We start from the raw sequence: 25,117 nt of genomic DNA on the forward strand, positions 1-25,117 counted from the left end.
TTCTCTCCTACATGGGGCGGAATGTTCCACCCCATACTGCATTGTTAGGCTGGTTGCTCAGTCGCGACCGTTTGTTGCTTAATCTTATCCATCAGCTCGTCAAGCGCTGGGTCATTAAGGAAGTTCTTAATTGTCACGACAGGCAAGCCTGTTGCGTTTACTGCGCGGCTTTCTAAACTTTCGTGTGTCACGACAATGTCGGCCTCACTTGGCACTTTTTCGATGGCAAAGTTCTTCACTTCAATATCAATCCCGGCTTGTACTAACTTGCGCTTGAAGGTTGAAGCCCCCATTGCGCTTGAGCCCATACCAGCGTCACAAGCAAATGCGACAAATGAAATTGGTTTGTTTACTTGTTGCGTTGCAGGTTTAATTGCACCTTCCGCTTTCATGTCTTTCATCTCAGAGACAGACTGTTCAAACTCGTCTTCTTTGTTTTCTGCTTTGCTCATCTTCAGAATCGCACTTGCGACAAGGAAGGAAACTATTGTTGCTGTTGTGACACCTGCGATGGTCGCTAGGAAACTGCCTTTTGGAGTAAGAGCTAGGTAAGAGAAGATTGAGCCTGGACTTGGACCTGCTACCAAACCGGCATCCAGTAGGTTGAAGGTTGCGATACCAGTCGCCGCACCTGCAATCATTGCCACAATCATAATTGGCTTCATTAGCACGTACGGGAAGTACAGCTCGTGAATACCACCAAAGAAGTGAATGATGATGGCACTTGGCGCAGAACGTTTAGACAGACCTTGACCAAACTTCGCGTAAGCCAACAGCATACCAAGACCCGGACCTGGGTTAGATGCCACCATAAAGAAGATAGATTTGCCTGTTTCAGCTGCTGCCTGCAGACCTAACGGGTAGTAAATCCCTTGGTCGATGGCATTGTTAAGGAACAGCACTTTCGCTGGTTCATTGATGATCGCAAGCAAAGGAAGGAATCCCGTTGCAACCAAAGCTTCAATGCCCAATTTAACGAATAAGTTAGCCGCCGTTACTGCAGGACCAACAATCTCATAGGCGAATAGACATAAAATCATGCCCACAATACCCAATGAGAAGTTGTTCACCACCATCTCAAAGCCCGAAGGGATGCGATGTTGGATTCGTTTATCCATTTGCACCACAACCCAAGCACTGAGCGGACCCATAATCATTGCGCCGACAAACATTGGAATGTCAGCACCAACAATAACGCCCATGGTACCGATGGCACCAGCAACCGCTCCGCGTTTGTCACCAACAATCTGACCGCCCGTATATCCAATTAACAGCGGCAATAAGTAAGTGATCATTGGACCAACAAGTTCACCAAATGCTTCGTTTGGCATCCAACCCGTTGGAATAAAGAGTGCAGTAATAAAGCCCCAAGCGATAAAGGCTCCGATATTTGGCAGCACCATGGCGGTCAAATGACCCCCGAAGGCTTGCACATTGGCTCGCATGTTTGGTTTCACGTTATATTCCTTTTTAGTATGCTTTTATTATGTCTAGCACTTGCTCCTTAGATGAGGCTTGTGCCAGCTTTGCAATGTTCTCTTCGTCCACAAACATCTCGCTTAACGCTTGAATCACCTCAATGTGGGTATCAGAGTCTTTTGCAGCTAGGGTAATAAGAATATTGGCAGGACCAAGGTCCGAACCAAAATCAACTGGTGAAGGGAAGATATGAATGCCCAAGCCCGTTTTTAGCACACCGGTTTCTGGACGAGCATGTGGCATTGCCAGTCCTGGGCACAACACATAGTAAGGACCATTTTCTTCGGTCGATTGGATGATGGCATCCGCATATTGCTGAGAAACGTAACCTTTGTCTTCTAGGTATTGCGTTGTCTTTTTAACTGCGTCTTGCCATTGGTAAGCGCGGTCATTAATAACATCTACTAGTTCGTGGTCGATTAATTCATACAGCATTTTTAAACCCTATCAACAGTTCGGTTTCGATGGGTTAATTATCAATAAGAGTAGCTAAACCACGCAACCACGCTCCTTTTGTGCAACAAATCACAATTAAATAGCTGTCAATTTGTTTTAATCAACGTAGTTCAAAAATAGACAAAGAAAATTAGCAACAAATTTTCTTTAAGCAACATGTCAATAGGCATAGTTTGAACCCACGCACCAATCCAAACATTTCTAAAATTTACCAATAATATAACTTGATCACATTACGACTCTTGACTCACTATTTATCGTGATTAAATTCAAACTTCATTTTCCACTGATTCGGTGCCAACACGTTTCGAACAGGGACAATCATCACACTTGTTTGCGAAAAGAAATCGAAACGTTGCTTAGTTTCAGAAAATAATGAATAGCAAGTAGATAGTGAATAGCAGATACAGAAAACCCGCCGAGTGGCGGGTTTGAGAAGAAGTGAGTTGTATCGCACTTACGACTTATGACGTTTCGCCACCAGCGTAAACTTATAGTCGGTCGATTTAAAATAGTTGCGGCTGTATTCAAACACCACATCACCTTGTAAGAAACCACGTGTGCGCTTCTCAATGATCGGTTGTGCTGGGTCGATGTCTAACAAGTCTGCAATGTCTTGCGGCGGCAATACCGGGATGATTTCTTGTTCGCTGCGATCAATCACCATGCCCTTCTCTTTCTCGATAAAGTGATACTTAGAGCCTTGCATCACTTGGTAGGTGAGATCAGGGAACATCTCTGTTGGTAGCCAGGTTTCTTCTACTGTAATTGGGTTGTTATCAAGATAACGAACACGCTTCACGTAAAAGATTTTGTCGTCCTCATTAATGTTCAGAGCTTCAGCCATAGTTAACGATGCTTTGGTGATCTCGAACGCAACCACGTCACTGTGCGTCACCGCATTTAAATGCGCCCACTTCTCTGCAAAGCTGGTCTGCTGGTAAATATCGTAGTTAACCTTGTTCTCTTTCACATAGGTACCGCTACCCTGCACGCTTTCCAGTTCACCATTTTCAATCAGCAATTTTAACGCTTGGCGAACCGTGACTCGGCTACAAGAGAATTCCTCGCGTAACTGGGCTTCGGTAGGAAGAGCGGTTCCTACTTCGTATTCGCCATCGCTGATCTTTTCACGAATCGCATCTGCAATCTGGCGATACATTGGCAGTCTTGCCATGTTTACCTCTATAAAAACAATACAAATGATCGTTCAAGTGAGCTTGTTTGAGACAACTCAAGAACCGAACACACCAGAGTGAACTATCATTGCAAGAAAGACTTGGTTTATAGACTCTATAATACGAATTCAGGTCAACATGACAAGCACTTGTTCGCATATCGGCATACAAAAACAAGCCAAAACAATACAACAATAATACATATTTTAATTCAACTGCGATCCTGATCACGGATCATTTGTATTTAAAAGGTATTATTCACATCATTGTTGAATGCACAACAATGTCGAATGTGACAATGGGACAAAAGTTATGAAATTAACCTCTCTTACAAACCCATCGCTGATAAACCTACAAACGACGTTTGAAAGTCGTGACGCAGCGATTCGTGCACTTGCCGACCAGCTAAACCAGGAAGGCAAACTGCATAACAAGGAAGAATACCTACAAGCAGTGTTTGCTCGCGAAGAGCAAGGTCCGACGGCGCTAGGCGAAGGCTTAGCAGTACCGCACGGTAAGACAGATGCAGTAAAAGAGGCGGCATTTGCCGTAGCCATACTAAAGCAAGACTTAAAGTGGCAAGGTCTGGATGAAGACGAAGACGTAAACCTGATCTTCTTAATCGCAATTCCAAATGCGGAAGCAGGTTCAACACACATGCACCTGTTGACCGAACTGACCACAACCCTAGTGGATGACGATGTTCGTGAGGCAGTGCTAAATGCTACAAATGTAGAACAAATTTTCGCTTTGCTTGATGGTCAAACAGAGCAAGAAGAAAAACAAGACCAATTAGATACAAATGCACCAACCATCGTTTGTGTGACGGCTTGCCCTGCGGGTATTGCCCACACCTACATGGCAGCAGAATACCTAGAGAAGACAGGTAAGAAGCTGGGTTACAACGTACATGTTGAAAAGCAAGGTGCGAACGGTATTGAAGATCGTCTGACTGCCGAACAGCTAAACAGTGCAACGGCAGTCGTTTTCGCGGCAGAAGTGGCGATCAAAGAACTTGAACGTTTTGAAGGCATTCCTCGTGTAGAAGTACCAGTTGCTGAGCCAATCAAACACTCTGAGCGCATTCTTAACGAAGCGATTGAAGCAGGTAAAGCAGGTCGAAGCGCAGGCGCTGCGGTTGCAACCAATGACAAACCGAAGAAGCTACCGCTTAAGACTGAACTGAAACAAGCACTGCTATCAGGTATCTCTTACGCCGTTCCTCTTATCGTTGCTGGCGGTACCGTACTTGCTGTTGCCGTGCTATTGGCACAAATGTTCAACCTACAAGATTTGTATGCAGAAGAAGGCTCTTGGCTGTGGATGTACCGCAAGCTAGGTGGTGGTCTACTGGGTACATTGATGGTTCCTGTACTAGCAGCATACACCGCTTACTCATTGGCAGATAAACCAGCGCTTGGTCCAGGCTTTGCCGCAGGTATCGCTGCAAACCTTATCGGCTCTGGCTTCCTTGGTGGTGTTGTCGGTGGTTTGATTGCTGGTTACGTCATGCGTTGGGTAAAAGAAAACGTACGTCTAAACCCTGCGTTCAACGGCTTCCTAACTTTCTACTTATACCCGGTTATCGGTACTTTGGTTGCTGGCTCACTGATGCTGTTCGTTATCGGTAAACCTGTTGCTTGGCTAAACCAAGGTTTGACGGACTGGTTAAACGGCATGTCTGGTACCAACGCCCTACTTCTAGGCGCAGTAATTGGTTTATTCGTATCGTTTGACCTTGGTGGTCCAGTCAACAAAGCCGCTTACGCATTCTGTCTGGGTGCAATGGCGAACGGCGTTTACGGCCCATACGCTATCTTCGGTTCGGTGAAAATGGTCTCTGCGTTCACAGTAACGGCTTCAACCATGCTTGCACCTCGCCTGTTTAAAGATTTCGAAATCGAGACGGGTAAATCAACGTGGTTGCTTGGTCTAGCGGGTATCACTGAAGGTGCGATTCCGATGGCTATCGAAGACCCAATCCGCGTTATTGGCTCATTCCTACTTGGCTCTGTCGTAACAGGCGCAATGGTGGGCGCTGCTGGCGTAGGTCTATCGACTCCGGGTGCAGGTATCTTCTCAATCTTCCTACTACACGATGCAGGTCTAGGCGCATTCACAGCTGCGGCAATCTGGTTTGGCGCTGCGCTGATTGGTGCAACTATCTCGACCATCACTCTCATCATGTGGCGAGCACACGCAGTAAAAAAGGGCAAATTTGTCACTGAGGCTGCCGCTCAACATTAACTCGAATTATTTATACCCAAGTAACTTCAAGCTGCTTGGTTCAGCGAGAATGACTTGGTTTGTAGACGCGGCGGCGATTTGAAGGTCTAGTGGGTCTAAATCAAAAATCGGCAACAAAGTATACATGCCAAGGCAACTCGCCCTTTGGGAGCGTGTCATTGACCCGATTTCTGCTTCAAACAATTTGGAAATAGAGAGCTATTACACTGCATTGTTTTCCTTGAACTCGAATCAATGACAACGCTCTGAATCCTGCAGTTTGAAATCACTTGGGTATATAGATTCGCTCAACACAAACTTTGGGCGTGGGATTTCTGCGCCCTAAATATTCGTCGGCAAGCATAAACGCCGCAAAAACGAATAGAAAACAATCAAATTTAAAACAAATTAACGGCAATTATTGCCTAAGACGGTAAAAGTTATGACTACATCTCGCGTTCATATTACTCCTCACATGCACTGGGATCGTGAATGGTACTTCACTACAGAAGAGTCTCGCATTCTGCTAGTGAACAACATGGAAGAAATCATGACTCGTCTGGAAAACGATCCAGACTACAAATACTACGTTCTAGACGGTCAAACCGCAGTTCTGGAAGATTACTTCGCAATCAAGCCAGAAAATAAAGAGCGCGTACGTGAGCTAGTACAAGCAGGCAAGCTGATTGTTGGTCCTTGGTACTCTCAAACAGATACGATGCAAGTATCTGGCGAATCTATCGTACGTAACATGCTTTACGGATTGCGCGACTGTCTAGCGCTAGGCGAGCCAATGAAGATTGGTTACCTGCCAGATTCATTCTCTATGAGCTCTCAGCTGCCAGCTATCTACAACGGTTTCGGCATCAATCGCGCGATGTTCTGGCGTGGTTGTTCAGAGCGTCACGGCACAGATAAAACCGAGTTCTTGTGGCAATCAAACGATGGCAGCGAAGTCTCTGCGCAAGTCCTGCCACTGGGTTACGCGATTGGTAAATACCTACCGCAAGACGAAGAAGGTCTGCGCGCACGTCTAGATAAATACTTCCCAGTGCTAGAAAAACCGTCGGTAACCAAAGACATCTTACTACCAAACGGTCACGACCAAATGCCTATCCAAAAAGACATCTTCGAGGTGATGGATAAGTTACGTGAAATCTACCCAGACAAAGAATTCAAAATGAGCCGCTTTGAAGAAGTGTTCGAGCGTATTGAAGCCGAGCGCGATCAGCTTGATACCATCAAAGGCGAGTTCAACGACGGTAAATACATGCGTGTTCACCGTAGTATTTCTTCAACGCGTATGGACATCAAACTGATCCACGCAGAAGTAGAAAACAAGATCGTAAACATTCTTGAGCCACTAGCGTCTATCGCATGGACACTAGGTTTCGAATACCACCACGGTCTAATCGAGAAGATGTGGAAAGAGAGCATGAAGAACCACGCTCACGACTCGATTGGCTGCTGCTGTTCAGACAAAGTACACGCAGAGATCTTGAACCGTTACATCCTTGCTGACGACATGGCGACCAACCTGATCAACTTCTACAAACGTAAGATTGTTGACCACATGCCTGCACGCGAAGGTTGCGACAAGCTAGCACTATTCAACCTATCGCCATACGCTCGTGAAGAAGTGGTAAACACCACCATCACTATCCGTGCAGAACAGTTCAACCTGTTTGATGAAAACGGCACGCCAGTTGAATACTTCATCCAAGATCAACGCGTGATCGACCCAGGTAAGATTGACCGTCAAATCGTTCACTACGGTAACTACGACCCGTTCATCGAATACGACATTCAAATCAAGCACACTGTGCCAGCGATGGGCTTCACTACCCTACACATTCAAGCGAATGAGAAAGGCACGCAAAAAGTGGCTGAGCAGAAAGAGTTCCTTCTTGAGAACGAATTCTACCGCATCAACATAAACGCAAACGGCACTCTGAACATTTTCGACAAAGAGACAGAGCACCTTTTCGAACAAGCGTTGCGCATTGAAGACGGCTCTGACGATGGTGACGAATACGACTACTCACCTTCTCGTAAAGAGTGGCTGCTGTACTCAGACGAATTCGACGCTGAAGTGAATGTGAAGCACGAAGGCTTCCAATCTGTCGCAACCATCAAACTGCGTATGAACTTGCCAGAGAACCTACAACAACGTGAAGAGCGTACAGGTCAAAACGGTTACCTAGACGTGAACTGCCAAGTGGTTCTAAAACAAGGTACACGCCGTATTGAAGTTCGCATGGAGCTAGACAACCAAGCAGACGACCACCGCGTTCGCGTATTAGTACCAACACCGTTTGTGTCTGAAACCGTGGTAGCGGACAACCAGTTCGGTTTGATCACTCGTCCAACGAACGATCCAGAAATGGCGAACTGGGAAGCAGACGGCTGGAAAGAAGCACCAGTGCCGGTTTACCAGCTAATGAACTTTGCTGCGGTTGAGAACGCACAAGGTGGTATGGCGCTAATGAGCAACGGTCTGCGTGAGTTTGAAGTGATTTCAAGCCAAGGCAATGGAGAGCGTGACACATTCGCCCTAACCCTTCTGCGTGGTATAGGCGTATTGGGTAAAGAAGAGTTGTTGCTTCGTCCGGGTCGTCCATCTGGTATCAAGATCCCGACGCCAGATTCACAAGTACGCGGCAAGATCGTTTGTGAGTTCGCACTATTCGGTTTCGCGGGCAACCACATCGAAGCAAACGTAATGGCAGCGGCGCGTGACAACGTGACTCCAATCCAGTGCTACAACAAAATCCCTTACAACGCGATGAAGCTGAACGTAGGCGAACAAAACCTACCGCTAACGCACAGCTTGCTAAACAAATCGCTAGAGGGTGCGGTACTGAGCGTGCTGAAGAAGGCGGAAGACGAGGATGCACTCATCCTACGCGTCTACAACCCATCAGAGAGCGAAGTGATTAACGACACAGTGGCGTTTACTTCAGAAGTAACGTCATGGAAAGAAACACAGCTAGACGAGAAAGTGCTACTAAATGAAGTGGACACTGCATCGTTCGGTACGCTGAAACCGTGTCAGGTTAAATCTTTCCAAGTGAAGTTCTAATCCGGTTCTCAGGATAAGGTCATCAACTAGATAACCCGTCCAAACCGACTCAGGCTTGCTCTCATCGTGGAGCAAGCCTCTCCTCTTCTTTCGTTCCAATCAAGAGAATATCGCCATGCAACACGCTCTATTCAAACTGGACAATGTGATTCAAAACTACGCTTGGGGCAGCCACACCTCGATTCATGATTTATTCGGCATCGACAATCCAGCGAACGAGCCACAAGCAGAAATCTGGATGGGTGCTCATCCAAACGGTTGTTCAAAGCTTGCTGACACCAAACAACTGCTGTCAGAAGTCATCAACCAAAACAAAGCGCAATCGCTGGGTGATTACACCGCTGCACGTTTTGGTGAACTGCCGTTCCTATTCAAAGTACTGGCAGCTGAAACACCGCTGTCCATTCAAGTACACCCAAGTAAGCACAAAGCAGAAATGGGCTTTGCTCGTGAAAACGAACAAGGCATTCCACTTAATGCTGCAAACCGTAACTACAAAGATCCAAACCACAAACCGGAATTGGTTTACGCGCTGACGTTCTACAAAGCGATGAACGGCTTCCGTCCAATTGAGCAGATCTTATCTCTGTTTAAGCAAGCGAACATCTCTACTCTAGAGACAGAAATCAACGCACTGAAAGCCACACCAAACAGTGAAGGTCTAAAAGTGTTCTTCTCTGCAATTATGTCGTTAGAAGGCGAGCGCAAACAACAGGCTTTGAATGAGCTTTACGCGAGCCTAGAGCGCCCTGCGAAAACCGCCATGGCACGAGAAGCCTATGACTATATTCAAGACTTCCGTCAGCATTACGCGGACGATATTGGTCTATTTTCGCCATTGATGTTGAACACGATTGAACTCGCTCCGGGCGAAGCAATGTTCCTCCATGCAGAAACGCCACACGCATACGTTCAAGGGACAGGTTTGGAGATCATGGCGAACTCAGACAACGTGCTGCGCGCTGGCTTAACACCTAAGTACATCGACGTTCCTGAGCTTATCGACAACACCATCTTCAACGCGATTGACCCAGAGCAGATCAAGCTCGCGCCAGTACATAAACAAGGCAAGCTTAGTTACCCAATTCCGGTGGATGATTTCGGTTTTGAAGTGATGGCAGTTGAAGGCGCTGCAACGACTCAATTCGTACGTAGCGCAGAGATTTTGTTTTGTATCGAAGGGGAAATCTCGGTTTCTAGCCAAGACGATCACATCACATTGAAAGCGGGTGAATCGGTATTCGTCTGCAGCAACTCAGTAAAGTACGTTTGCCAAGGTCACGGAACCTTAGCTCGCGCCTTTAACTGATTGGCAAAATGAACTGACAGCTTATTGGATAGCGGCTTTCTGTTATCCAGTAAGCACGCTCCTAACCTAGGTTTGCGCTGATTTTGTCAGTGGTCAGCAATAACTACCTTGTCACGCTCCACTTCGATGACGCTTTTCGAAGACGAGCAGGCATTTACCGTTGATATTCGTGGTCAACTCCATCATTTTGACCATCCCCACCAATGTCTAGCGAAGAGCATTGGTGGGATTTTTTGTTTACAGCGCTTTTAATACTTCCATCGCAAGCGCTTCATCGTCTTGCTCTGCCAAACCACTGATACCAATTGCACCGACGACTTTCCCCTCTTGTTCTACAGGTACCCCACCCATAAAGCCCGTGATCTTTGGGTCAGTCCAATAACTCAACTGCTTACCCGTCTCACGAGCCCAAGCGCCCAGATTGCCACTAGGTTGACGGTCTCTAGCCGAGGTATAGGCTTTGTTTTGTGCCAACAAACCTGCTTGCACGCTCACATCATCCATTCGGACAAAACCGAACAATTCGCCATGTGTATCAACCACGGCAACCGCAATGTTTTGCTTGCGAGCAGTCGCAATTTCCAATGCCGTTTGAATCAGAGTTTGAACTTGTACGTATTTCATTTTTCTCTCCTACGGGATCTCATGACCAAGGGTTTTCTCAAACAAGCCATACCAATGACTGCGCGACAGCGTGACGTTCTCTACTTGAGCACAAGCGCGAATACGCTGTGGGTTCGCAGTACCAATAACAGGCTGGATTTGGTTTGGGTGACGCGTCAGGAAGGCTAAAACAATCGCCTCAGACGACACGCCATATTCAGCTGCTAGCGCCATCACCATCTCCGCCGTCTGTCTGGTATTGTGATCATCAGAATGTAAGCCACGCTCTGAAAATCTTCCCTGCACCATACTGCCCCACGCTTGCAGTTGGATATTGTGCTTACGGGCATGTTCCAGTGTTCCTGCAACGTAGTCAGATGCAGACGAAGGAATCCCCATGCCTTGCTTGATGAAGTCAGACTTAGCCAGACTCATTTCCAACTGGTTCGCCACAACAGTTTCGCCCGTTGCTTGTTGAAGAAGATCAATTTGAGCACTGTTCATGTTAGAGACACCGAAGTGGTTAACTTTGCCAGCTTGTTTCAGTGCTTGGAGCGCTGTGCCCAGTTCTTCAAATTCAACCAAAGGATCTGGGCGATGCAGCATCAAAACATCAAGATTCTCCACGCCGAGGCGCTCAAGAATGCCCTCAACAGAAGCCGTCACCCATTTAGCAGAGAAGTCATACTGCTTCACACCTTGCTCATCTCCTAGACGGATGCCGCACTTGGATTGCAGATAAATTCGCTCTCGTAACGTTGAGTCACTGGCTAAGATGCGCCCAAACACTGCTTCTGCCTTACCGAATTTGTAGATATCCGCATGATCAAAGAGATTGATGCCCACCTCTAATGCTGCCTCTACTGCGGCATAAGCTTGGTTTTCATCTTGGGCGGTTAACGGGTTGCGATTCCACTCCCCTCCAAGCCCCATGCAGCCGAAGACCAAGCGGCTAACGTTAGGTAAGGTTTTGGCGAGCGGTAGTGTTGGATTGTTCATCGTTATTCTCACTTTTCCGATTTCTGCATTTTCAACTTCTGAAATTAACTCGAACTATCTTACCGTTCGTAAAAATTAGTTTAATACCGTAAAATCGAATTCATTATCCTCATTACCGAACAATTAAAGCGAACAATCAAGATGGCAGATTACAAGAGAATCGAAAAACTGATGCTGTTTGCCGAAGTGGCTCAAACACTCAACTTTTCTAGGGCAGCGGAGCAACTTGGCATTTCTAAAAGTTACCTGTCGGAACAAATCAAGCGACTGGAATCGGAGCTCGCCACGCCTTTGATTGTTCGAACCACACGCAGCGTGAGATTGACGGCAGAAGGTGAATCGATCTTTGCACAAGCGGAAGATCTCAAACGCCGCGTAATGGAAATGGAAAAGAGTTTAAGTCAGCAATCTGAGCAAATAGACGGTCTGATTCGGCTTACCGCTCCCAAGATGTTTGCTGAAGCGGTACTGCATGATTTGTGCGTAGCGTTTCGCGCTCTACATCCAAACGTAGAATTCGAGATCCTTTCTAGCTATCAAGCGTTTAATCTGACAGAAACCAGCGTCGACTTTGCATTTCGAGCGACAAGAACGCCGCCCGAGAATATGATTGCGCATCACCTTTTGGACTACTACCACTGGCTGGTTGCTTCTCCTCAGTATCTACAAGAAGAAGGCACCCCGAAGACATTAGATGATTTACAACATCATCAATGTTTAACCACACTGCACCAAAAAGAGTGGCCTTTAAAAACGGGAACGGTTCAAACCCAAGGTTGGCTTTCTAGCAATGAAAACCGCTTACTCAAAGAATCAGCCCTGTCTGGCAATGGCATTGCACGATTAGCAAGTTACTTTGTCGAGCAAGACGTTGATAATGGCCGACTAGTGCAGGTTCTGTCGGAAGAAACTGACCACCAACACAACGCAGTATACTTAGTGTATCCGCAACTCATCTATCAATCGGCGAAAACCAAAGCCTTCATTGAATTCGTGAAGCAGTACTTTGCTCAATAACTGAGGCAGTTAATCCGCTGACCACACCGAGCGAATATCCGGCCAGCCCCAGTTGGTTAGGGCAACGTCTTCTAGAACACCTTGAAAGCGTAAAGTTTGCGTATGATGGAACATAGGCGCTATCCAATACTCACTGACCAGTGTTGAGGCGATCGGCTCTAACGCTTTGAGATAATCCTCTAACGCCGTATAGCCACGTACATTCTCTAGTTGCTCATTCAACCATTCGGCATTCTCTTCTCCCAAGGTGTGATGTAATACGACGTTGCTGAAAAAGTTAGTAAACACCGAAGCGTGGCGATTGTCATCCAAGTTGATATTGGTGATCACTAACGTCTCATCAAGGGTACCATTTCGAGCTTTTTCACTTAACTCTCGGTAGGTGTACATGACGATATCAACCTTACTTCCCGTTCCCTCTAAACGACTCGCGATTGCACGCGCGCATCGACGCAATGCCGTATAGTTATAGCCGGCAATGGTGATGTTTTTTGGTAGTTTGCTCTCTTCACCAAACGGACGTAATACAGGCTTCCAGTTCGGTAGCAAGTTGTAAGCAGGCACGCTTCCAAACACAATATTTTCTTTGCGCATGACCTCCGTAAGTCGCTCCGGTTGGATTAACTCGGCAATATAGCGACGTTGACTCTGAGAAAGCGGATGCCTAGCATGCTGATTAAACAGAGCGAACAAACATCCATCCTCTGTGCGACTATGTTGGCTTGCAGGTGCAGACTCTGCATCTTGGGTCGACATATAATGCCCACACATGCTCTCAGAAAGCTCATCTCTGACTTTTTCCACCTGCTTTTGAGGGGGATTTGCGGCTAAGGATGGGTTTTCCATCCTCTCGTCATTGACGATCCAGATCGTCACCATATCAGTCAGTACTCGACATGCGTAATAACCATCGAACGCCTGCAGCTTTAACCGATGAGCACTGTGCTCAATCACAGAGAACGGACCACTACCAACGACCAAGTTGTTGTTGGCAACGTTGACTTGGCTAACGGGTTGAATGCCATATTTCACACCAGAGATTAGCCCTGCAAACCCCAAATCTGGTTTACTAAGGGTAAAGACCACTTTTAGAGGATTTGGCGCAGTAATGTTTGCCACATGGGCAAGTTCTTTTTCATACAGTTCGAGTGAACTGAGTTTGGCAAAAAGACTAACGACTGTATCGGCATTTATCGGTGTACCATTGTGGAATGTTAGCCCCGGACGAAGATAAAACGTCCACTCATAGCTTTTCTCATCATATCGCCAATGGTGTGCCAGCTCTGGCTTCACCACACCGTAGTAGTCACTCGATACCAAGCAGCAATAAATTTGGCGCAAGAAAAAGCGTTCACTGCTGCGGTGCAATTGGTGCGGGACAATACGTTCAAACATGCGTTTATAAGTGAGCTGAATATTGAGTCGACCTTCTTGAACGGATGCACCTGATGTGGTCTTGAGTAGTCGACCAAATGCCGCCTCGTCTTCATCAAGGATCGCTAGCGCTTTTTCATATTTCCCTCGTTTGATCCGCTCCAGTGCGAGGCTTTCCTTTAGTGCACTCAGCTCAATATTTAACAGAAGCGTCGAACGTTGATTTCGCCCTGCTTTTGGTTGCCAACTCAACCATTCTTGCTCCTGCATTTGAGACAGCAAGCTGCGTGCATGGCGAGGAGAAGTAAACAGCAAGTCAGCAACTTCCTGCAATGTGGTTTTGACTTCACCACCAATGCCAAGTGGAGTAAGCCGTTGGTAATAACGAAACAAGTTGAGATCAGACACCGAGCGCCCTCAATAAGTGGGTATAAGTTTATTTTACTCAACTTCATCCGTAGAAAATAAGAAAACTTCCTATCACTTTGTTCCTCTTTTTGCTCCCCTGATAATAAAAATTGGTGATTTAGCGCACTTCCCGCACCTAATTAGGAATAAACACCAGAAATCTACTCTCTTTTTCAGCTCCTCTTTTCTTTGCATACTGAATTCATCAGCAACAAGGAGGAAATGTCATGCGATGTAGAAGCACAACTCAATCGACTGAAACGTTGCCTACCATGGCAGCTTATTTCCAAAAGCGCGTAGCGCAATCAGAAAACAAACTTGAAGTTTTAGCTCTGACTTACATGATCGAATTGTTTAATTGGTCATAACGGAAAGAACAACACCAAGCAGAACTTAGCTCCTGATACCACACCCCCACTTCGTTGTATCTTTAAGTTCTGCTTTTTCTTTTCCGATCTTTTATTCTTGCCATTTCCGACTAGGTTACTAAAAGTTAACTAGTTGAAATGCTTCGAAACAGGGTCTACATTGAAGCTTAAATCTCCAACCCAATAGCTGCTATTGAGAAAGGAGGTTCATGGATAATGACCGATTCAGGAGTCAATATGGCAACTTCAGTAAAACTTAAAGCGGGCGACAATTTCCCTTCTCTTCAAGCAACTTTGCTAGATGGTTCAAGCGTGACATTAGGTCAGCCGCAAGGTGATGCGACTTGGCAAGCTGTATTCGTTTATCGTGGTAAGCACTGTCCTCTGTGTACCAAATACCTCAACGAGTTAGAGGGATACAAACAAGCTTTCTCGGAAGCGGGTGTTGATATTCTTGCAGTTTCAGGCGATTCAAAAGAGCAGCTAGAAGGACACCTAGAGAAACTCGAAATCAGCTTCCCTATTGCTTACGGGCTCACCGAAGAGCAAATGAAAACGTTGGGTCTGTACATTTCCATACCGCGTTCAGAACAAGAGACCGACCACAATTTCGCAGAACCCGGTTTGTTTGTGGTGAATGAACATGGCAACTTGCATGTCGTCGATATCTCAAACAACCCGTTTGTTCGACCAGAACTTGGGGCGCTATCACGTGGTTTAGCTTGGATCCGTAATCCAGATAATAACTACCCTATCCGAGGTACGTTAGATTACTAAACACCTCTCGCTAGACAACAATCAGACATAAAAAATGCCAGCGATACGCTGGCATTTTTATTGGCTTAAACGGTGAATTCGTAGTGCTAAACCACTATTCGGCTATTACTTTCGTAACTCAATTTGGTGTGTTTCAGACCAAATTCGCAAATCATCAAGGATCTTAAGTGCCGTACGCCCAAATTCGGTCAGCTCGTAACTGACTGCTATTGGGCGGTCACTGATAACTTGGCGTACTACCATGCCTTCGGCTTCCAACTCTTTTAAACGTTGGTCAATCATCTTCTTACTGGCGCCGCCAAGCATTCGAGCTAAATCATTGAAACGAACTGGACCATCTTTCAAGTGATAAATCAGAGAGCCTTTCCATTTGCCACCAATTAAGCGCATCCCTTTTTCAATAGCACACGGCTCTGAGCACACATTCGCCACAGACTTGCGACCTTTGTTATCCACACTGATTCTACTTTCCACGATTCACCTCAAGATACGCACCTAATCTAGGTAACGAAAAGTACGTTAGTTACATTTCGTGCTTTAGAGTAATAAAAACATTCCCTCGCCGCAAACAAATAAAAATGGACCGCATACAGCAGTCCACCTTAATTCATCGATTACTCTAGGATAATTAGAAGTTTTCGTTTATATGCGCTTCGAAACGAGCAAAATCATTTTCAATGTCGCCATTCTTCATTACGTCATAGCAAGCAAAAGTCGGTAGTGCACCCATACCAAAGAAGCGGAAGTTAGCGTGCATATGAAGCATTAAATCGTCCACACTTTTACCTTGGAATAAGTATTCGTTCTCATCATCAAACGATTCTTTTGGTGCATTGAATGTCAGTGACAGCATGTATTTGCTGTTTGTTTGAGTACCACCCGTACCGTAGTTTTTCTTTGGGTCCTCTGCACTACGTCCATCGAAAGCACATAGCGCGCCCCCCATGCCAGCAGTAAACACGTCATCCATGTATTTTTTGAATGACCAAGGCACAGACATCCAGTTTATTGGGCTTTGGATGATCACTCGATCAGCCCATTCAAAGTGCGCGAGTTGCTCCTCTACGTTGATTTCATCTTGCATTGTCACAACGCGAACCTCATGGTCTTTTGCTTGTAGAAGCGTCTGTGCTTTGTCGACAAGAGAAGCGTTTAGACGACCTTCAGAGTATGGAGATGGCTCGTGTGCATTGATGATCAGTACATTGCTCATGGGATTACCTTTAAATAAGTTCACAAGATGACGCGATAACCGTGGTGCGCCTTATGTGGTTTATTATGGTAACCTGAAGCTATAATGCAATTAGTTAACTTTTAGTAACCTACTAAGATTTTTCATATAACTTTGTTTTTGAAGGAAATATTTCTTAAACTTTTTCTTTATCGTGATTTCCCGATTAAATTTCCATTGAATTGTTGCATCTTACATAGAGCAGGCGTACACTTTATCGCAATTCGACGATTAACTATTAAGGCTTGTCAATGAGTGATAAATGCAACACAACTTGCGGCGTAGCTTTTGAGACCACACAGCAGCAACTTGAGAAGGAACAAGCCTTAGCGGCTCAAGCTAAGGCGCTGTCACATCCCGCTCGTTTGCGCATCCTTCATATTCTGCATACGCTTGATACCATGGGCGGTTGCCTAAACAGTGATTTGGTCTCTGAGCTTGGTCTTGCACAATCTACCGTTTCAGAGCATTTACGTATTCTTAAGCAGGCTGGCTTTATCAGTGCAGAGCCAAATCCTCCTAAGGTTTGCTACCGCATTCAGCGCGACGCGTTTGATCAATTCAATCTAGATTTTTCCAAACTATTTAACTAATTGTCTTTGTGTGCTGGTACGGCACACAAAGATAAACTATACCTTTAACTATCGCCTTTCGACGATAAACGAATAAGAGAACACTATGACTACTCAAGTTTTAAATAGTGCCAGCGACAAAATGAGCTTCTTGGACCGTTATCTAACGGTTTGGATTTTTGTGGCAATGGCAATCGGTGTAGGTATTGGCGCTGCATTCCCTCAAGTTGCAGAGTGGAACGAGTCAATGTCTGTTGGCAGTACAAACGTACCGTTAGCGATTGGTTTGATTTTGATGATGTACCCACCACTCGCAAAAGTGAACTACAACCTACTAGGCACGGTGACTAAAGACAAAAAAGCCATAACGCTGTCCTTGGTCATGAACTGGATTGTCGGCCCTATTTTGATGTTCATCCTTGCATTGACTTTCCTAGGTGATCATCCGGGGTACATGGTCGGCATTATTCTTATCGGTCTTGCTCGCTGTATCGCGATGGTATTGGTGTGGAACGACATTGGCGGCGGTAACAAAGAATACGGTGCAGCGTTGGTTGCGTTGAACAGTGCATTCCAAATCGTGACTTACAGTGTGATGGCATGGCTATTCATTACTGTCTTGCCACCTGTCTTTGGTTACGAAGGTTTCGTGGTTGATATCTCAATGATGGACATCGCTGAAAGCGTGCTAATTTACCTTGGTATTCCATTTTTAGCAGGCTTCCTAAGCCGTAAATGGCTGGTCGCAGCAAAAGGTGAACAATGGTACAACGAGGTATTTATTCCGCGCATTTCACCAATTACTTTGATTGCCCTTCTGGCGACGATCGTGCTGATGTTCAGCTTGAAAGGCGAAATGATTCTAGAACTGCCAATGGACGTATTCCGAGTGGCCATTCCGCTCGCAATCTACTTCGTATTGATGTTCTTCGTGAGTTTCTTCGTTGGTAAGAAAATGGGTATCGATTACGACAAGAACGCATCAATTGCCTTCACCGCAACGGGTAACAACTTCGAACTTGCTATTGCAGTTTCCATTGCAGTATTCGGTCTGAACTCAGATCAAGCGTTTGCAGGTGTAATTGGTCCGCTTATCGAGGTACCCGTATTGATTGCTCTGGTGAACGTTGCGCTTAAAATGAAGCAGAAATACTATAAATAACAACTCGTAATCATCGCTCAAAAACGCCTTTCATAAATGTGAAAGGCGTTTTTTGTTTGTGTTAATAGGCATAACGCGCTCAACAAATTCTAATATGCTAACTTGAGGGTTAAACAATGTTCTAAATTGAAGATTCAAAAGGAGTTTGGGTATGAATTTAGAATATAAAAAACTGAAGTGGCATGCTGTTCTCAAGCTTTCCCAAGAAACGATTAAATACTTGAATGAAGAAAACAGCAGCAAGCTGAATGACACCGATAAAGTCAGGGCGAACGTTCACGCAGCACAGTTACTTCAGCAACTCTTAACAGAACTCGCTACAACCGATTTAACCCCGCTCCCACCGCAACAAGGGTTCAAGTGACCTGAATGTTGTCGTCGGATTTAGTTCACAACAACCGTTTTGATGTAATCGCTCGGAGTAAGTCCAAACTTCCCTTTGAAGCGTTGGCTAAAGCGTCCTTCGGATTGGTAACCACACAATTGTGCCAACATGGCAACGTTGTAGTGACCGTTTTGCATTAAATACAGAGCATGATTTAAGCGTACTTCTGCGAGAACTTCTCGGTATTGCGTTCCCTCTTGCTTGAGCTTTCTGATCATGGTTGCTCGGCTCATTGCAAAGTGCTCAGCGACCCCTTCTAGTGAGTGCTCTTCACCAGGTGAATGTGATAAGTAACGGCTTAATTTTTGACTGAATGTGGTATTAGCGCTGGCAAACAAGTGGTGCAAAACACCTCGTTCCGCGAGTTGTTGATACAACCCCATCACCCAGAAGGTCTGGGTTTCTTGACTCATCGACTGCTGGTCAAATGAAAACAGGGCGTTTAACGTATCTTCCAATGCTTTATCCGCCAACAGTGTCGGTTGTTCGCCTTCTCCACCAATGCTCATACTAAGTTCAAGCATGGTCTCTGTTGGCAAACAGTGGAAACTGAACATTCGCGAAAGGAACTTTCCTTTCTGTGGCAAGTTCTCAAAGCTCAGCGATGCAGAGGCTTCACACAACAGTAATTCAGAATGAGAGAGATCCAGTGCCGACTCTTTCCAAAATAAACGCTTACTGCCCGTGATGATCTGCACAATACTAGGGGAATGAATCCTCACATTACGCAGTTTTTGTAACTGCTCTGCACGAAACAACGTGACTTGATATTGGTGGCTCATCGATTCCCCTCGCCCTAATTTCTGCTGCACTTTAGCGGGTGTAAGTCGCCGTCAGCTTAGCTTTGTCTAACGCCATGCTATTCAGTGTGAAACCAACCACAGCTGCTGGTGTATTTTCATCTAAATTCAGTTTATCTGTTGGCAGTGCCCAAACCGTAAATTGGTAACGGTGCATGCCGTCAGCTTCTGGAGGGCATGCGCCACCGAAACCAACCGTTCCATAATCGATGCGAGATTCTTTACCACCCAATTTAGCAATATTAACATCACGAGGTAACTCACTGACCGACGCCGGGATATTGAATGCAATCCAATGCCAAAAGCCACTACCTGTTGGCGCATCTGGGTCGTACGCCGTGATAGCAAAGCTCTTTGTACCAGCCGGTGCATCTTTCCACATCAATTGTGGTGAATGGTTTCCACCATCACATCCCCAACTGTTGTATTCAAAAGTCTTCGCCATTGGGTGACCTTCTTGAATATCTTTACTCGACAGCTCAAACGCTTGAGCCGAACCAATGGTAAGTAAACTGAGTGCCAATACAGATTTAGTCATTGCTTTCATGATAATGTTCCTATTTCTTAAGTTCGGAGTTAGTGTATTCCCGAATAGAGATAGCAACCTTTCAATAAGTATCACACTAAATCAGTTTAAGCCAATTTTTGACACTTTAAGTTAAAGCATCACTTAAATGCTTCTCGACACCGAGTACAGACTGATCTGGTTAGCTCATTACCAATGAACAAGGAAGGACAGATGGAATTAGATATTTATATCGTCGACGCATTTACTGACACTCAGTTTAAAGGTAACTCTGCTGCAGTCGTCCCATTAAAAGAATGGTTAACCCCAGACCTCATGCAGAGCATTGCTACTGAAAATAACCTTTCTGAAACTGCTTTTCTCAAGTCCGTCGGTGAAAACCAATATGAGATTCGCTGGTTCTCGCCAATGACAGAAATCGATTTCTGCGGTCACGCCACTCTCGCCGCTTCACTGGTGTTGTTTGAGAAATTAGGCGTACAGGAAAAAATCGAGTTTCATACGTTAGAAGTGGGAACACTCAGCGTAGAAAAAAACGCATTGGGTAAGATCGAAATGACCTTCCCTTTACGAATCCCTCAACCTATTTCCGATATTCCACAAGCACTGATTGAAGGCTTAAGCTGCAAAGTAGAGCGCGTGTTATTGAGCCCACAAGCGTACTTTGTAGTGCTCGAAAACCAAGACGAAATACTTGAGGTTCAATATCAATCCGAACAGCTTAAAACACTTGCTCCTTATGATGTTGTCGTCACAGCAAAAGGAGAAGAGCATGATTTCGTTTCACGCTACTTTTGGCCAGCTAACGGCGGTGATGAAGATCCAGTAACTGGATCAATTCATGCCGGCTTGGCACCTTTGTGGGCAGAAGAACTAGGAAAAACCTCTCTCGTGGCGTATCAAGCTTCCACACGCGGAGGCATTCTTCATTGTGAGGTTAAAGCAGAGCAGGTAAAAGTCTCGGGCGATGGTGTGCTTTACATGCAGGGAAAAATCTTCGTGTAATCGCTCTACTGCATATAGAAAAAGTATCACTTTCGCGAATTAAGATTATCTTCATTTCGTTGAAAGTGATTTTAAACTTTTCGATGTTCTATCCCTAAAGTAGATAGGATAAGGTTTATGAGTTACAGTTTGTTACAGCAATTAAAAGTCTTTCATTCTTATAGCAAAAATAGTTTAGACGCTTAGCAAGGATCCTCATGATAAATAAAAAAGTCCTCATTCTCTTTGCGCATCCTTCCCAGCATCGCTCTGAAGTGAATGCTCCTCTTTTTAAAGCAGCTAATACCGTTGAAGGCGTGACCTGTGTCGATCTCTACGCAGAATACCCGCACTTCAATATCAACATTGACCGCGAACAGCAGCGATTGCGTGACCACGATGTGGTGATCTTTCAATTCCCATTGTACTGGTACTCCACACCAGCCATTTTAAAAGAGTGGCAAGATCTCGTGTTGGAATATGGCTTTGCTTATGGCTCTGAAGGCACAGAGCTTCATGGCAAAACCCTACTTTGCGTGTTATCTGCTGGCGGTAAAGAGGAAGCGTACAAAGCTGAAGGTTATAACCATTTCACCATTCGAGAGCTGCTTGCTCCAATCGAGCAAATGTCAGCACTCACGGGGATGAATTACATCGCACCACTCGCGCTATTTGGTTCTCGTACTGCACAAGAAGAAAACCGAATCGATCAGCATGTTGAACGCTACAAAACACTGCTCAATGCGTTAGTTAACGACACCCTAGACATTGAAGCCGCCGCTTCGCTTATTAAGCTTAACAGCGCACTACCACAACTAATTAAGGAAGCGTCATGACAGGGATATTCTTACAAGCCTTTGTTTACCTTATTGCCGCCGTCATAGCCGTTCCTTTAGCAAAACGTTTAGGCTTAGGCTCGGTGCTTGGGTATCTCATCGCCGGTGTGGTTATTGGTCCAATCATTGGTTTAGTTGGTGAAGAAACAACGACAATTCAACACTTTGCTGAATTTGGCGTAGTGATGATGCTGTTCCTCGTTGGTTTGGAGCTTGAACCCAAAATGCTCTGGGCGATGCGTAATCGCTTAATGGGCTTAGGTGGACTCCAAGTTGGTGGTACAGCAGCACTGATCATGGCGATTGCGCTTTACTTTGGTCAGCCATGGACGATTGCATTAGCGATCGGTCTGATTTTTGCGCTTTCATCCACGGCGATTGTTTTGCAAACCTTTAGCGAAAAAGGGTTAACCAAAACCGAAGGGGGTCAAAACGCATTCTCGGTACTGCTTTTCCAAGATATTGCCGTTATTCCAATGTTGGCGTTCATTCCACTATTGGCACTCCCTGAACTTGTGGAGCAGGCACAGTCTGCAGCGCAATCTGCGGCGGAGCATCACGAAGAGCTCAGCTTAGTTGCTGGACTTCCTGGCTGGGCGTACGGCATGGTCATTACGGCTTCCATCGCTATCGTAGTCGTTGGTGGGCATTTCTTAAGTCGTCCACTATTCCGCTACGTAGCAAGCTCGGGATTACGTGAAATCTTTACTGCTACAGCATTGATGCTAGTGATCGGTATCGCTGCGTTAATGAGCTTAGTCGGTCTCTCCCCTGCTCTAGGTACTTTCCTAGCAGGCGTAGTATTAGCGAACAGTGAATTCCGCCACGAGTTAGAATCAAACATTGAGCCATTCAAAGGACTCTTGCTTGGTCTGTTTTTCATTACCGTCGGTGCTGGCATCGACTTCTCTGTGCTGTTCAGCGACTTTGGTTTGATCATCGGCTTAACGCTTGGCGTAATGGTCCTGAAAGCGGCGATTCTCTTTATCCTTGCTTTTATCTTCCGTATCAAAGGCAGCAACCGTTGGTTGTTTACCTTGAGCTTGGCGCAAGCGGGTGAATTTGGCTTCGTATTGCTGAGCTTCTCAGTTCAAAACCACGTCATTCCGTTCGAACTTTCGCAAACACTGGCGTTAGTCGTTGCGATCTCTATGTTCCTAACGCCCGGCTTATTTATCTTATTCGACAAGGTTATTCTTCCTCGCTTCGAGAGTGAATCGAATGAGCGTGAAAGTGACACCATTGAAGAACAAGGCACAGTCATCATTGCGGGCATCGGTCGTTTTGGTCAGATCATCAATCGCTTGTTGGTTTCTAACGGCGTTCAAACGGTCGTATTAGACCATCAAGCAAGCCAAGTAGATAACATGCGCCAAATCGGCACACGCGCTTACTTTGGTGATGCTATGCGCCCAGATATGTTGCACACAGCAGGCATTGAGCACGCAGCAGCACTTGTGGTTGCCATAGATAACCAAGAAGCGAGTGTTGAATTGGTCAAATACGTTAAGCACACCTATCCGAAAGTGAAAGTGATCGCGCGCGCTTTCGACCGTGGTCACGGTTATCTGCTTCGACAGGCGGGTGCTGACATCATTGAATCCGAAACATACCACTCCGCTTTAGAAATGGGCGGTCATGTGATGAAGTCTTTAGGGATTCATCCGTTCTTCGTTGAGCAACAAAAAGCGACTTACAAACGAGTAGAAGATCGTAAGTCCGACATGCTTTATGAAGCGTGGGCAGATGATTCGGAAGGCGAACGTTACGACAATAACTTCCGTCAGCTATTTATTCATCTAGAAGAAAAAATGGCAGAGGAAATGCAGAAGGATCGTCACGATAAGCTTTCGCGTTCCGAACGTGGTTGGACTCCACCACCAAAAGGGTACGCGGACGACTTCAACGAAGAAAATGTTCAAGAACTTCACCTTCCGAAAGAAGACGCTCAATAAACGCGAAAACCTCCCACTGGGAGGTTTTTTATTGCCCCAAAAACAACCGCGTTACATAAGATCACTCATTAAGATCTCGTACTCTTCATTCGCTTCATCCACTAAATGGGAAAGCTCTAACGCATCGGTTTTAGCAAGATTAAACTGCCATGGGACCGTATCTTCTTTACCACAAATACGAGTTTGAGCACCGCTGCTTTCAAAAGAAAGATCATCAAACTCGGTGGTATGGTGCTCTTGAAGTTCGACAATTTCGACTTCCAATTTGCCGACGGGATTGACTTCAACATGGGCGTGTAAATCTGGGCTATTCGATAAACAATACTCTCGATGAACTGCAATCATGGCTACCTCCTTGGTCTGCCAACTGACAACTCATCAAACAGTGTAGACGAGGGATTTTGAACGTGGGGTGAAATAATGATGAAGATTGATCCCGAATAAAAATGCAGCGGATTAATGCTCCTTACATTCTCAATTTTGATGGAGTCAAACTCTTAGCTTCTGCATGTAATCACTTGCTCAATACGTTCTTCAATTGCTTGAATCGCTAATGTCACAGACATCGGCACATGAGCATGATAAGGATGTAATACGTAAATTGGATTCACTTTTGAGGCTTGTGCATTAGGTACTGGTTCAAGGAGTGGATTCGAGTCCAGAATAAAATCAGGAACAACCCCAAAGCCCAATCCCATCTCTAAAAGACTCACCACATCAAACACGCTGTTCGCTCGATGCTTCACTGGGTATTGAACTTGGTGGTCTTGTTTCTCCAAAAAGAACGTATGAACAATGGGTTCGACCTGCCAATGTTGAGCGATATAAGAAGCATCTCCCATGTCAGATTGCTCCCCTCTCGCGCGGCACAATACGTCACAAAACTGCCCAACTTTCCGCTGTTTAATGTTTGAATCACCAGACGCTCCAACTCGGATTGCAAGGTCAATATTCTGCTGAATGATATCGACATGTTTATCATCACTGATCAAATTTAAATGCACATCGGGGTAATCGGCAAAAGCAGCCGTTAAGGCAGGTAATACGATCGAGCGCATTAATGCGTTGGGAGCCGTCACGGTGATCACTCCCACTGGGGTTTGCTTCAACTCTGCTGCTTCTAGCCACGCCTCTTCCGCTTGCTTCGTCATTTGCGCGCACTGCTGATAAAAGCGCTCACCAGAGGGTGTCAACGTTTGCTTTCTGGTCGTGCGTTTAAGTAAACACGTATCCAACTCCCCCTCAAGTTGTTTGAGTGCAGAGCTCAGTACAGATTTAGAAAGTTCTAACTTCTCTGCGGCTTTGGAGATCGACCCACACTCTACAATATGAACGAATAGAGACATCAAACGCAGCTTATTCATCACTTTTCCTCATTGTTCTATTTATC

The 25,117-nt window shown here is 45.6% G+C and carries 24 protein-coding genes; 12 read left to right on the forward strand and 12 right to left on the reverse strand.

The genetic code is table 11. The annotated features are described in order from the left end of the window. Positions 1-44: 44 nt before the first annotated feature. From AACR11_RS27060 to AACR11_RS27070, 3 genes are all read right to left on the reverse strand, one after another. Positions 45-1,457 carry a PTS mannitol transporter subunit IICB gene (locus tag AACR11_RS27060; RefSeq protein ID WP_114145673.1) on the reverse strand — a complete coding sequence of 471 codons (1,413 nt, stop codon included), beginning with the start codon at positions 1,455-1,457 and terminating at the stop codon, positions 45-47. A 13-nt stretch (positions 1,458-1,470) separates the two neighbouring features. After that, a complete protein-coding gene (locus tag AACR11_RS27065) occupies positions 1,471-1,914 on the reverse strand; it encodes a PTS sugar transporter subunit IIA (RefSeq protein ID WP_005425097.1) in 444 nt (147 codons plus the stop codon). 478 nt (positions 1,915-2,392) lie between these two features. Further along, the gene (locus AACR11_RS27070) at positions 2,393-3,112 is read right to left on the reverse strand and encodes a GntR family transcriptional regulator (protein WP_009702404.1); all 720 of its coding nucleotides are present in this window, start codon (positions 3,110-3,112) and stop codon (positions 2,393-2,395) included. Between the two features lie 313 nt (positions 3,113-3,425). On the opposite strand from AACR11_RS27070, the gene mngA reads away from it, so the two are divergent. The 3 genes from mngA to manA all read left to right on the forward strand — a co-directional run bounded on the left by mngA (position 3,426) and on the right by manA (position 9,730). Continuing rightward, a complete protein-coding gene (mngA, locus tag AACR11_RS27075; RefSeq protein WP_029788585.1) occupies positions 3,426-5,360 on the forward strand; it encodes a PTS 2-O-a-mannosyl-D-glycerate transporter subunit IIABC in 1,935 nt (644 codons plus the stop codon). 421 nt (positions 5,361-5,781) lie between these two features. Continuing rightward, a complete protein-coding gene (gene mngB, locus AACR11_RS27080; RefSeq protein ID WP_029788586.1) occupies positions 5,782-8,421 on the forward strand; it encodes a mannosylglycerate hydrolase in 2,640 nt (879 codons plus the stop codon). A gap of 115 nt (positions 8,422-8,536) precedes the next feature. Beyond that, entirely contained in the window at positions 8,537-9,730 is a 1,194-nt protein-coding gene (gene manA, locus AACR11_RS27085) for a mannose-6-phosphate isomerase, class I (protein WP_029788587.1), read from the forward strand. A gap of 237 nt (positions 9,731-9,967) precedes the next feature. Here manA and AACR11_RS27090 read toward each other — a convergent pair whose 3' ends face one another. After that, a complete protein-coding gene (locus AACR11_RS27090) occupies positions 9,968-10,354 on the reverse strand; it encodes a GlcG/HbpS family heme-binding protein (protein ID WP_029788588.1) in 387 nt (128 codons plus the stop codon). 9 nt (positions 10,355-10,363) lie between these two features. Then, positions 10,364-11,332: an aldo/keto reductase gene (locus tag AACR11_RS27095; RefSeq protein WP_079325284.1), complete on the reverse strand. Its 969-nt coding sequence runs from the start codon at positions 11,330-11,332 to the stop codon at positions 10,364-10,366. Positions 11,333-11,473: 141 nt separating this feature from the next. Here AACR11_RS27095 and AACR11_RS27100 point away from each other — a divergent pair, with 141 nt between their 5' ends. Continuing rightward, the gene (locus AACR11_RS27100) at positions 11,474-12,349 is read left to right on the forward strand and encodes a LysR family transcriptional regulator (protein ID WP_029788590.1); all 876 of its coding nucleotides are present in this window, start codon (positions 11,474-11,476) and stop codon (positions 12,347-12,349) included. Between the two features lie 9 nt (positions 12,350-12,358). Here AACR11_RS27100 and AACR11_RS27105 read toward each other — a convergent pair whose 3' ends face one another. After that, positions 12,359-14,131, reverse strand: a complete 1,773-nt coding sequence (locus AACR11_RS27105) for an SgrR family transcriptional regulator (RefSeq protein ID WP_029788591.1) — start codon at positions 14,129-14,131, stop codon at positions 12,359-12,361. A gap of 227 nt (positions 14,132-14,358) precedes the next feature. Here AACR11_RS27105 and AACR11_RS27110 point away from each other — a divergent pair, with 227 nt between their 5' ends. Continuing rightward, a complete protein-coding gene (locus AACR11_RS27110) occupies positions 14,359-14,499 on the forward strand; it encodes a hypothetical protein (protein WP_009696400.1) in 141 nt (46 codons plus the stop codon). Between the two features lie 237 nt (positions 14,500-14,736). After that, on the forward strand, positions 14,737-15,276 hold the full coding sequence (locus AACR11_RS27115; protein WP_009696401.1) for a redoxin domain-containing protein: 540 nt from the start codon (positions 14,737-14,739) through the stop codon (positions 15,274-15,276). A 105-nt stretch (positions 15,277-15,381) separates the two neighbouring features. Here AACR11_RS27115 and AACR11_RS27120 read toward each other — a convergent pair whose 3' ends face one another. Both AACR11_RS27120 and AACR11_RS27125 read right to left on the reverse strand, forming a co-directional pair. After that, positions 15,382-15,750, reverse strand: coding sequence for a winged helix-turn-helix transcriptional regulator (locus AACR11_RS27120; protein WP_017190783.1), 369 nt, complete (start codon positions 15,748-15,750; stop codon positions 15,382-15,384). Between the two features lie 154 nt (positions 15,751-15,904). Then, positions 15,905-16,489: an NAD(P)H-dependent oxidoreductase gene (locus tag AACR11_RS27125; protein WP_009696403.1), complete on the reverse strand. Its 585-nt coding sequence runs from the start codon at positions 16,487-16,489 to the stop codon at positions 15,905-15,907. Positions 16,490-16,758: 269 nt separating this feature from the next. Between AACR11_RS27125 and AACR11_RS27130 the strand changes: the two genes are divergently transcribed. From AACR11_RS27130 to AACR11_RS27140, 3 genes are all read left to right on the forward strand, one after another. Next, positions 16,759-17,100, forward strand: a complete 342-nt coding sequence (locus tag AACR11_RS27130; RefSeq protein WP_005452482.1) for an ArsR/SmtB family transcription factor — start codon at positions 16,759-16,761, stop codon at positions 17,098-17,100. Positions 17,101-17,185: 85 nt separating this feature from the next. Beyond that, complete coding sequence (gene arsB, locus AACR11_RS27135) at positions 17,186-18,241, forward strand: ACR3 family arsenite efflux transporter (protein WP_005425129.1); 1,056 nt, start codon at positions 17,186-17,188, stop codon at positions 18,239-18,241. Positions 18,242-18,392: 151 nt separating this feature from the next. Then, on the forward strand, positions 18,393-18,605 hold the full coding sequence (locus AACR11_RS27140) for a hypothetical protein (RefSeq protein ID WP_005452486.1): 213 nt from the start codon (positions 18,393-18,395) through the stop codon (positions 18,603-18,605). 20 nt (positions 18,606-18,625) lie between these two features. On the opposite strand, the gene AACR11_RS27145 is transcribed toward AACR11_RS27140, so the two are convergent. Together AACR11_RS27145 and AACR11_RS27150 are read right to left on the reverse strand one after the other, a co-directional pair. Then, the gene (locus tag AACR11_RS27145; RefSeq protein ID WP_029788592.1) at positions 18,626-19,408 is read right to left on the reverse strand and encodes a helix-turn-helix transcriptional regulator; all 783 of its coding nucleotides are present in this window, start codon (positions 19,406-19,408) and stop codon (positions 18,626-18,628) included. Positions 19,409-19,439: 31 nt separating this feature from the next. Beyond that, positions 19,440-19,973 (reverse strand): YbhB/YbcL family Raf kinase inhibitor-like protein, encoded by a 534-nt coding sequence (locus tag AACR11_RS27150; protein WP_005452491.1) that lies wholly within the window; start codon positions 19,971-19,973, stop codon positions 19,440-19,442. A 192-nt stretch (positions 19,974-20,165) separates the two neighbouring features. On the opposite strand from AACR11_RS27150, the gene AACR11_RS27155 reads away from it, so the two are divergent. From AACR11_RS27155 to AACR11_RS27165, 3 genes are all read left to right on the forward strand, one after another. Continuing rightward, the gene (locus AACR11_RS27155) at positions 20,166-20,957 is read left to right on the forward strand and encodes a PhzF family phenazine biosynthesis protein (protein ID WP_029788593.1); all 792 of its coding nucleotides are present in this window, start codon (positions 20,166-20,168) and stop codon (positions 20,955-20,957) included. Positions 20,958-21,154: 197 nt separating this feature from the next. Beyond that, a complete protein-coding gene (locus AACR11_RS27160; RefSeq protein ID WP_029788594.1) occupies positions 21,155-21,772 on the forward strand; it encodes an NAD(P)H-dependent oxidoreductase in 618 nt (205 codons plus the stop codon). Then, positions 21,769-23,727, forward strand: a complete 1,959-nt coding sequence (locus AACR11_RS27165; protein ID WP_005452494.1) for a monovalent cation:proton antiporter-2 (CPA2) family protein — start codon at positions 21,769-21,771, stop codon at positions 23,725-23,727. The genes AACR11_RS27160 and AACR11_RS27165 overlap by 4 nt, the downstream gene beginning before the upstream one ends. Before the next feature lie 51 nt (positions 23,728-23,778). Here AACR11_RS27165 and AACR11_RS27170 read toward each other — a convergent pair whose 3' ends face one another. Continuing rightward, positions 23,779-24,072, reverse strand: a complete 294-nt coding sequence (locus AACR11_RS27170; RefSeq protein ID WP_005452495.1) for a hypothetical protein — start codon at positions 24,070-24,072, stop codon at positions 23,779-23,781. Positions 24,073-24,224: 152 nt separating this feature from the next. Continuing rightward, the gene (locus AACR11_RS27175; RefSeq protein WP_029788597.1) at positions 24,225-25,091 is read right to left on the reverse strand and encodes a LysR family transcriptional regulator; all 867 of its coding nucleotides are present in this window, start codon (positions 25,089-25,091) and stop codon (positions 24,225-24,227) included. Positions 25,092-25,117: the final 26 nt, after the last annotated feature.

This window comes from Vibrio sp. L85 (assembly GCF_963871815.1).
In the GTDB taxonomy this organism is placed as follows: domain Bacteria; phylum Pseudomonadota; class Gammaproteobacteria; order Enterobacterales; family Vibrionaceae; genus Vibrio; species Vibrio harveyi.